Annotated in this window: 8 protein-coding genes; 5 read left to right on the top strand and 3 right to left on the bottom strand. The window is 60.8% G+C overall.

Features of this window, described 5'->3' with window-relative positions:
* Nucleotides 1–156: 156 nt before the first annotated feature.
* The 5 genes from ABLE43_RS22880 (at nt 157) to ABLE43_RS22860 (ending at nt 3,942) form a co-directional block, all read left to right on the top strand.
* Nucleotides 157–1,368 (top strand): hypothetical protein, encoded by a 1,212-nt coding sequence (locus ABLE43_RS22880; RefSeq protein WP_348980256.1) that lies wholly within the window; start codon nt 157–159, stop codon nt 1,366–1,368.
* A 10-nt stretch (nt 1,369–1,378) separates the two neighbouring features.
* Nucleotides 1,379–1,594, top strand: a complete 216-nt coding sequence (locus ABLE43_RS22875) for a hypothetical protein (protein WP_348980255.1) — start codon at nt 1,379–1,381, stop codon at nt 1,592–1,594.
* Nucleotides 1,587–2,483: an HNH endonuclease gene (locus tag ABLE43_RS22870; RefSeq protein WP_348980254.1), complete on the top strand. Its 897-nt coding sequence runs from the start codon at nt 1,587–1,589 to the stop codon at nt 2,481–2,483. Before ABLE43_RS22875 ends, ABLE43_RS22870 begins: the two co-directional genes overlap by 8 nt.
* Nucleotides 2,484–2,687: 204 nt before the next feature.
* Nucleotides 2,688–2,903: a hypothetical protein gene (locus tag ABLE43_RS22865; protein ID WP_348980253.1), complete on the top strand. Its 216-nt coding sequence runs from the start codon at nt 2,688–2,690 to the stop codon at nt 2,901–2,903.
* Between the two features lie 287 nt (nt 2,904–3,190).
* Nucleotides 3,191–3,942 (top strand): IS5 family transposase gene (locus ABLE43_RS22860; RefSeq protein ID WP_425475282.1). Its coding sequence is split into 2 segments (ribosomal slippage): nt 3,191–3,521 and nt 3,521–3,942, totalling 753 coding nucleotides; the frame shifts between segments, so codons are not numbered across the junction.
* Nucleotides 3,943–4,247: 305 nt separating this feature from the next.
* Here ABLE43_RS22860 and ABLE43_RS22855 read toward each other — a convergent pair.
* From ABLE43_RS22855 to ABLE43_RS22845, 3 genes are all read right to left on the bottom strand, one after another.
* Nucleotides 4,248–5,462: a type II toxin-antitoxin system HipA family toxin gene (locus tag ABLE43_RS22855; protein ID WP_348980252.1), complete on the bottom strand. Its 1,215-nt coding sequence runs from the start codon at nt 5,460–5,462 to the stop codon at nt 4,248–4,250.
* Nucleotides 5,459–6,064: a helix-turn-helix domain-containing protein gene (locus tag ABLE43_RS22850; RefSeq protein ID WP_348980251.1), complete on the bottom strand. Its 606-nt coding sequence runs from the start codon at nt 6,062–6,064 to the stop codon at nt 5,459–5,461. The genes ABLE43_RS22855 and ABLE43_RS22850 overlap by 4 nt, the downstream gene beginning before the upstream one ends.
* 422 nt (nt 6,065–6,486) lie before the next feature.
* Complete coding sequence (locus ABLE43_RS22845; RefSeq protein WP_348980250.1) at nt 6,487–6,699, bottom strand: helix-turn-helix transcriptional regulator; 213 nt, start codon at nt 6,697–6,699, stop codon at nt 6,487–6,489.
* Nucleotides 6,700–7,245: the final 546 nt, after the last annotated feature.

Here is a 7,245-nt window from a genome sequence, read left to right as displayed (position 1 = left end):
CGGCTCAATCCGCTGCATCTGCTTGTCCGTCAGCCAGAACAGTTCACTCATCGGCGGCACCTCCACCGCCAATGAATCAACTCGTCACCACTCACGCAAGTTATTTAACAGGTCCTGAGCCTAAGCCTGCCCGATCCTCTCGAGAAATTCGGGCCGATGCGCAGCGCCATCGAGGAAGCGATGGGCAAGATCGGGCGGGTGGACACCACCGCTTTCGGCATTGCGCACAGCACGGCAGCGAAGCTGTCGCTGCTCGACGGGCACCGCTTCGGCAATCCGCTCGACGATCGCATTTCCAAGGCGATGAAGAAGCTGACCGAACCCTATGCTGGGCTTTCGCCCAGCATGCGGGCGGCGCTCGAAATCGACCGGACGGCGCTCGGCGCCTTGTCGCGGTCGCAGCATTGGGCCGACGCGCTGAACGGCACGAGCGCGCGCGACTATGCCGCACTGCTCGGTATTGGCGACAAATATCGCAAGCAGTTCGAGGCGCTGCACCTCGCCGCCGGCAGCATCGCCGAGGCGACGGCCGGGCTGCGAGCAAGCGGCGCGATCGCTGAGGCCGCGCTTGGTGCGAAGTTCGCCGGAATCGACATCACCACGACCAAGATGTCGCTGTTCGCTGGCGCGATCGACGTACTGGGCCCGGGCGCAGGCGGCAGCCAGGCCGCCTATACCGCCCTGCTCGGCGGCTACAGCACGCCTGCGATGCTCGATCGGCCCTATTGGCGCGATCCGCGCGAGCGCACGCGCTATTATCGCGACCAGGATGTCGATGACGGGCTGATCGACGCCGACAATGCCGCCACCGTCGAGGTGCTGATTGAAAGCGGCGTGGTCGAAGGCCGGCGCACCCGCGCGGGCACGATGACTGCGGTTGTCGAGGCCGGTCCGGTCAAGCTGCGCATCATGGCGAGCCGCCCCAAGATGGGGGCGTTCGGCGCGATCGACACCTTCGAGAATGCGCTCAGGGCCTTTGTTTCGGCAAAGCTCGAAGCGATCGCCGGTCCGAACTGGTTCAAGCAGCGCGTTCCTGGCGATGTCATGATCCGCGCCAAGGAGCGGCGGCGCGAGGCGATGCGCGCGGGAGAACCGCAACTCTCGCTCATCCACTATACCGATCTGGGCGATCTGATCGGCGTGATCCTGCGCAAGGACAATTGGGGCGAGCTATTCGAAGTGGTGTTCGACCGCGCCGAATGGTTGAAGGTCGATCTCGAACGCCTCAACACCCACCGCCGCCCGACCATGCACAGCCGACCGGTCGATCCGGTCCAGCTCTGCGAGATCGTGTTCACGATCCGTCGGCTGGTCGGCTGGATGGAGCGCGACGGCATGTGGGGCCAGGGCTGGGACGACGATTTCTGAGAGACGGATGATGGACGACGGGGTGGACGACGTGGATGGAGACTATGGGTTCGGTGGTACGCTGCCGCTTGACCTCAGCGAGATCATCGCGCTGCTCGTTGCCGAGGCAGAAAAAGCCTACGCGGTGTTCGACCGCTTTCAGGATCTCGTGGCGGAGCAGACGTCCTATGTGACTGAGCGACAAGCGGAGTTTGCAATGCAGCGTGCGGATAACGCGCATGGCTAAGGCGAAGATCAAGGTGGCAGCGACCGTGAAGGCAAGCTCGGTCAAGCCGGCCCGCAAGGCCCCCAGCACTGACACGATGAGGCGGCTTTTCGCCTTGTCCGGCAACCAGTGCGCGCGGCCCGGATGCAACACGACACTGCTGAACGCGACGGGTAAGCTCGTGGGCGAGGCGGCGCATATCGCGGCCGAGAGCGGTGGAGGGCCACGCTATGACAAGAGCATGAGCCCGGACGAGCGTCGCGCCTTCGAAAATCTGATCCTGCTCTGCGCCACCTGCCACACCCTCGTCGACAAGGATCCTCAGACCTATACGCGAGCGAAGCTGGTCAAATGGAAAGCCGATCGCGAGAAGAGGTTCTCGGCGGTCGGCGAGTTGCTCCGGAAGGCGTATCTCGACGAGATCACCGACGAGTCCGACGAAACGGGCCTGTCGCTGCCGGAGACGCTGGCAGGCTACGGCGCCTACCTCTCAGCGATCAGTACCACTGCATCACTCGATGCGGGCGCGCCCGCCGCAGTCGCTGCCTATGCGGAAAAATTGCGGCACTTTACTGTCAAGGATCGCCAGCTTATCGTTGCCATAGTCGAGAAGGCACTGCAGCTGACCGGAGCCAGGGAGTATCCGAACGGCGTGTCGGTCAATCCGAACGATCTGCGCACGCTGCGAATCAACGAAGCGCCTCTCACGCAAAGTCGGATCAAGCGCCTCGGCGAAACCCTCGACCGCAACCAGCTGGGAGACATCGATGTCGACGACGGGGTCGCGCAGCTCTTTATAAAGACCATCGACGATGATTTTGAATGGTCTTCGCTGAAAGCCTACATGGAAACGAAGGGCGGTACGCTGTCCGATCTCATCGTCGGTATGAAGTTCGCGGCGCTCGATTAGTTCCGCTGGGAAGATTGGTCGCCAGACGAACGCATTAGAGGCTGACGAGCAGTATGCCCTGAGCATCTTGCGACGTAAACGGTCATTCTAGCGCAAGCTGCGGAATGGCTTGAGGTGGGTTGATGCTGGTCATCATGGAACCTCGGCTTCGTTAAGCTTAAATTATGGTAGCAGCGGCATCATGGCAGCCGCATGGAGGACTAAATGCACCTGACTTTGACATTGGATAGTGAAACTTCAGAGCGTGCGGGAGCGGGCGGGATGTTTCAGATCGAGTCGATCTCGGACGAACAAGGTAACGATCTTTCGAAAAAGGTCGATCAAGGAGTTCACTATCCTAACGTCGACGCTCTGGAAGAGGATCTGAAGTCGATCTTCGGCGAGGACGTGACGTTCGAGATTGAAGGTTACGACGACTGATCGAACGTGTGCGCGGCGGAGACGTCCTTTGCCGCGCGCCACGTATTCTCACCGCTCTTTTGAGAGGTGCGTGCCCAAGCCTGTTGATGAACGAACTTACGCAATTGAAAAGCGGAAGGGGCAGATCGGACGTCCGCTGGTGAACCGTTAGCAGCTCGTGTGGCCAGCTGAATGGGTGTCCGCTTCCCGCAATGGGCCGCCTAGGCCGGATCGACATTCAGGATTCCCAAACGACGTGAAGGCTGATTCATAGGCGCCCGTGTCGAGACGCGGAGCAGGTGATGGGGATCAAGCGGTACGAGCTGAGCGAGGCGCAATGGTTGCGGATTGCATCGCTGGTTCCGGGCAAGACGGCTGATCCCGGCCGGACAGGCGCGGATAACCGCCTGTTCGTGAACGGATGTTTGTGGGTGCTGCGCTCTGGCGCCCATTGGTGCGATCTGCCGGAACGCTACGGCAAGTGGAAGACGGTGCATCGGCGTTTCAGCCGCTGGTGCCATGCCGGCGTCTGGGAGCGGGTGTTCGAGGCGCTGACGGCGGATCGCGACAACCAGTATCTGATGATCGACAGCACGATCGTTCGCGCCCATCAGCAGGCGGCGACCGGAAAAGGGGGGCCAAGGATCAGGCGCTGGGGCGTTCCCGAGGTGGACTGACCACCAAGATCCACATGCTTGCCGACACATTTGGTCGGCCCTTGCGGTTCCGCATCACGCCCGGGCAGGCCAGCGACATCGCCTCGGCATCCAGCCTGCTCGAAGGTCAGCGTGGCAATGCGGTACTCGCCGATAAGGCGTATGACAGCAATGACTTGCGCGACCAGATCGCAGGCATGGACGCCGAGGCGGTGATCCCGTCCAAGCGAAACCGCAGGATCGCCATCCCGCACGATGCCGGCATCTACAAGCATCGCAACCAGATCGAGCGATCCTTCGGCCGCCTCAAGCACTTCCGTCGCTTCGCGACACGCTACGACCGCCGCACCATCCACTTCACCGGCTTCGTCCACCTCGCCGCCGCCATGATCTGGCTACGATGAATGTCGATCCGGCCTAGAAGCCGCGGCCTGAAATTCGGCCCTAACCTCGTCGCTCACGGTGCAATCTTGGCAATCACTTAGACGTCCAGTCTCGCCGAAAGCCGTCGTTTTATGGGAGAACTGGGACCGGTGGCAATGTCGCATGGCCGGTCGATCGCTTCCGGCAACAGCCGACTAACTTTCGCTGTTCGGCGCCGCGGGCGCTAATGACCGCTCCTGCCGCAACCTGCCATTGCTGTGCCATTAAGCCTTTCCGCTGCGGTGCGCCAAATGTTTCGATGCACGCGAAATCTGTTGCAATTGGTTCAGACTGCGAGGCGCTTTCTGTGCTTGTCGATTGCGGCAATGACTTCACCCGAGAAGGTGAGATGCGTCTTCTCCTGCTCCCAAAGCTCGTCAAACCGCTCGACTGTTTCCTTCGCTGTCGAGATAACCAGATGCGACGGCAGTCGCGCTTTGTCGGCGATCGTCTCCAGTTCACGGTAGGTGAAGGACTCCCATTCGCGTGACCGATGAAATTTGAGGGCGGCATCCTCCTCAGGGACATAGGCGACGGTCGAGAGAAGGTCATATGCTGGCGCCAAGATAGGTCGGCGCTGATCGGGATAGATCAGTGACCAGTTCTTCAGATGCATGTCGCCATTGCCGATCAGCACGGAGTAGGTGAGCCGGCGGATGAATTCGACCGAGCTTGCCCCATCGGCTTCGATTGCGAGCACCGACAAAATTTGCCGGTAGCTCGCGTTCTCATATTTGTCGTCGGCATAGACACCGTAGACTTGCGCGAAATCCTCGATGTGGACCGGGCCGGCATCGGTCCGGTCGAAACGGCGTATGGCATATGCCGACGCCCCGTAGCGAGTGATTCCGTGGGGCAATCCGTCAATTGTTTCGAGCGGCAGAAGATCGATGTCGGGGACATCGATCCCGAGCTTGGAAGCCAAGCTCATGGCGGCGAATTCGTTTTCCGGAACGTCGGGATGACGGGCTGACGGCAGTTTGACGATCCAGTCGCCGCCCGTGCCGTTCACCGGAATGGTGAGGCCACCATTCTTGCCCCTGTTCTTCAGGGCTGAAAATTTGAGCTGAACGCCGGCGAGCGAGAAGCGCAGTGCGCGCTTGGCTTCAGCTGCAACGCCTTCTTCGTCTGCGTCTTCAGGCTGCACGTCACGCGCCTCGACGGGCACGGCCTTGACCGCGCCTGGCAAGTCTCCGCCAAGCTGCGCGAGAAGGAGATATTCGCGCACGGACTTAACGCCGGCGCGCCGCGCAAGGTAATCGCGCAGGGTTCCTTCGGGCAAAAGGTTCGAGAAGAACGGCTCGATCTGTGTTTGATAGGCGCGAGGCGCATTGATGATCGCGCCATATTGGTCACGATAGGCAAGCGAGAGCGTCGGGCGATCTTCGTCGGCGAGGTAGGCCTCGTCGAACGTGAAGATGCTACGATCGCCATCGAGGGGCGCGAGCGTCCCGATGCGGCGATCATGTAGGAGTATGGCGAGAGCAGCTGCGTCAATCATGCGTCATCCTCCTCCAGCCGGTGAGCGGGAAGCTGGCGTGCAGCCTCGATCGATGGCGCATGATGCACCTGAATGTTGCGGAAATGCCGGAGAGCCGAAGTCGCCTCCTCAATGCGTTTGGCGAGAGCCGTCGCCCCGCCCTGCGCCTCGATGATCGTCTTCAACCGTTTTGCTGGCTGCAAGGCCTCGTCGAGGGCTTTGAGTTGAGCTGCATCGAATTGCAGTCTGAGGATGCTCCGGATCGCATTCTGGAAGCCTTCAACCTGAGAGATGTCTGGAAAGTTTGCTTTGATTCGTTCTGCGATTTGCGCCTGTTCGTTGAGTAAGCTCACTGCGCGGCTTGTTTCGACGGTCGTGCCATGCGCGCGCACCGCTCCCTCGACGGCAGGCAGAGCCTTGCGCGGCACGAGCGTGAGCTCAAGGTCGAGCGCGCGCGCGATCTCGACAAGGCTTGAAAGTTTGAGATCAACCGTACCTTTTTCGATTTTCGAGATATGGCTTTGCGGCAAGCCAACGCGCTGCCCCAGTTCCTTCTGGGTTAGTGCCTTTGCGATACGTGCTTCACGGACACCCGCTGCTATCTCTTCAATTCCCGCACTCATTTATCTGTCCTGGCATATATTTTTATGAATTATATGCCTCAGTATATCAAATCCCGCCACAAACTCAATGAAAAATATGTTCAAGCATATTGCTTTTAAAAATAATATGTTTCAGCATATACGTCTTGCCGTTCTTCGAGGATATTGCCCCGCCTGGTCGATGATCCGGAGAGAAGTAAAAGCCGTTCGAGAGGACTCGGCTCCCGACGCGGCGGCCATGGTAGCGCGGGGCTAAACACGCTTTAGGAGTGACCGCTTTCGGCATACGCGGACATTCCCAGTTGCAATGCGGAACCGCAGCCAAGTCCCAGAGGTCGACACTTAGGATGACAACGCATCTTTGAATCCAAGCTTTTCGAGGTGGCGGATTTCCAGGTAGCTTCCGCAACCGAGCTGGCCCGCTGCGATGGGTTGCGAAGCGCTTATCCGGCAGGATGATCATCGACATGGTAGAACATCGGATTGCGCAGCCAATCGTTGATCGCCGAGGCGCGCCAGCCCACGCAGCGGGTGCTGAGCTGGATGTTCTTCGGAAAGGTGCCGTTGGCCATCTTGCGGTAGAGCGTGGATCGGCAAAGCCCCGTCTGGTCGAGGACGGCCTTCAGACGCAGGATGCGGTCGGGGTTGGTGGACATGGCATCACCTCGCGGTTCTTGGGAAGGGAGCCGCCAAGGTCCTGCTTTTGCCGGATCGGCAGTAGGGCTTCGCTGGGGTCCTGACGGCACTGTCGAGGGACATTCAGACAGTAGAGCGATGCCGTCTCCTGCGATGCCGCAGGACCGGGCTCTACGCCGCTGGCGGGGCGCCGAGCCGTGCCGTCTCGGCCATGCGGGTTGCGATCCCTGACGGGTGACGGTGCGCATGGCGCACCGTCAGCGGACAGCGCGGGGTGCCCCCACGCTGGTGTACGCGCCGGGCGCGTCTGGCGAGGGTGGGCGTCACGGCCCTGTAGTCCCGCCGCGGCGTGCTGCAACCGGCTGCGCCGGTCCTCCACGTACGTTTCGGCCCTCTGGGTGCAGCCCGCCTCCTCTCGGCGGGACTGTCGGTCCGCTCCTGCCGTGTGGATCGGCGTGGAAAAGGGACCCCGGTAGCGGGGTGATCGGCGTTGAAAAAGGACCCCTCATCCCGGTGGTCTAGGCTGTTCGCTTGGCGGTGTGTCAGGCGGCGAGATCGGGATGCTG

It is taken from the genome of Sphingomonas silueang, from assembly GCF_040049155.1.
Taxonomy (GTDB): domain Bacteria; phylum Pseudomonadota; class Alphaproteobacteria; order Sphingomonadales; family Sphingomonadaceae; genus Sphingomonas; species Sphingomonas silueang.
This window is presented reverse-complemented; position numbering and strand designations above follow the sequence as displayed.

Excerpts from the sequence above, each read along its gene's own strand:
- ABLE43_RS22880 (WP_348980256.1), top strand. The coding sequence starts at position 157 with ATGCGCAGCGCCATCGAGGAAGCGATGGGCAAGATCGGGCGGGTGGAC.
- ABLE43_RS22875 (WP_348980255.1), top strand. The coding sequence starts at position 1,379 with ATGGACGACGGGGTGGACGACGTGGATGGAGACTATGGGTTCGGTGGT.
- ABLE43_RS22870 (WP_348980254.1), top strand. The coding sequence starts at position 1,587 with ATGGCTAAGGCGAAGATCAAGGTGGCAGCGACCGTGAAGGCAAGCTCG.
- ABLE43_RS22865 (WP_348980253.1), top strand. The coding sequence starts at position 2,688 with ATGCACCTGACTTTGACATTGGATAGTGAAACTTCAGAGCGTGCGGGA.
- ABLE43_RS22855 (WP_348980252.1), bottom strand. The coding sequence starts at position 5,462 with ATGATTGACGCAGCTGCTCTCGCCATACTCCTACATGATCGCCGCATC.
- ABLE43_RS22850 (WP_348980251.1), bottom strand. The coding sequence starts at position 6,064 with ATGAGTGCGGGAATTGAAGAGATAGCAGCGGGTGTCCGTGAAGCACGT.
- ABLE43_RS22845 (WP_348980250.1), bottom strand. The coding sequence starts at position 6,699 with ATGTCCACCAACCCCGACCGCATCCTGCGTCTGAAGGCCGTCCTCGAC.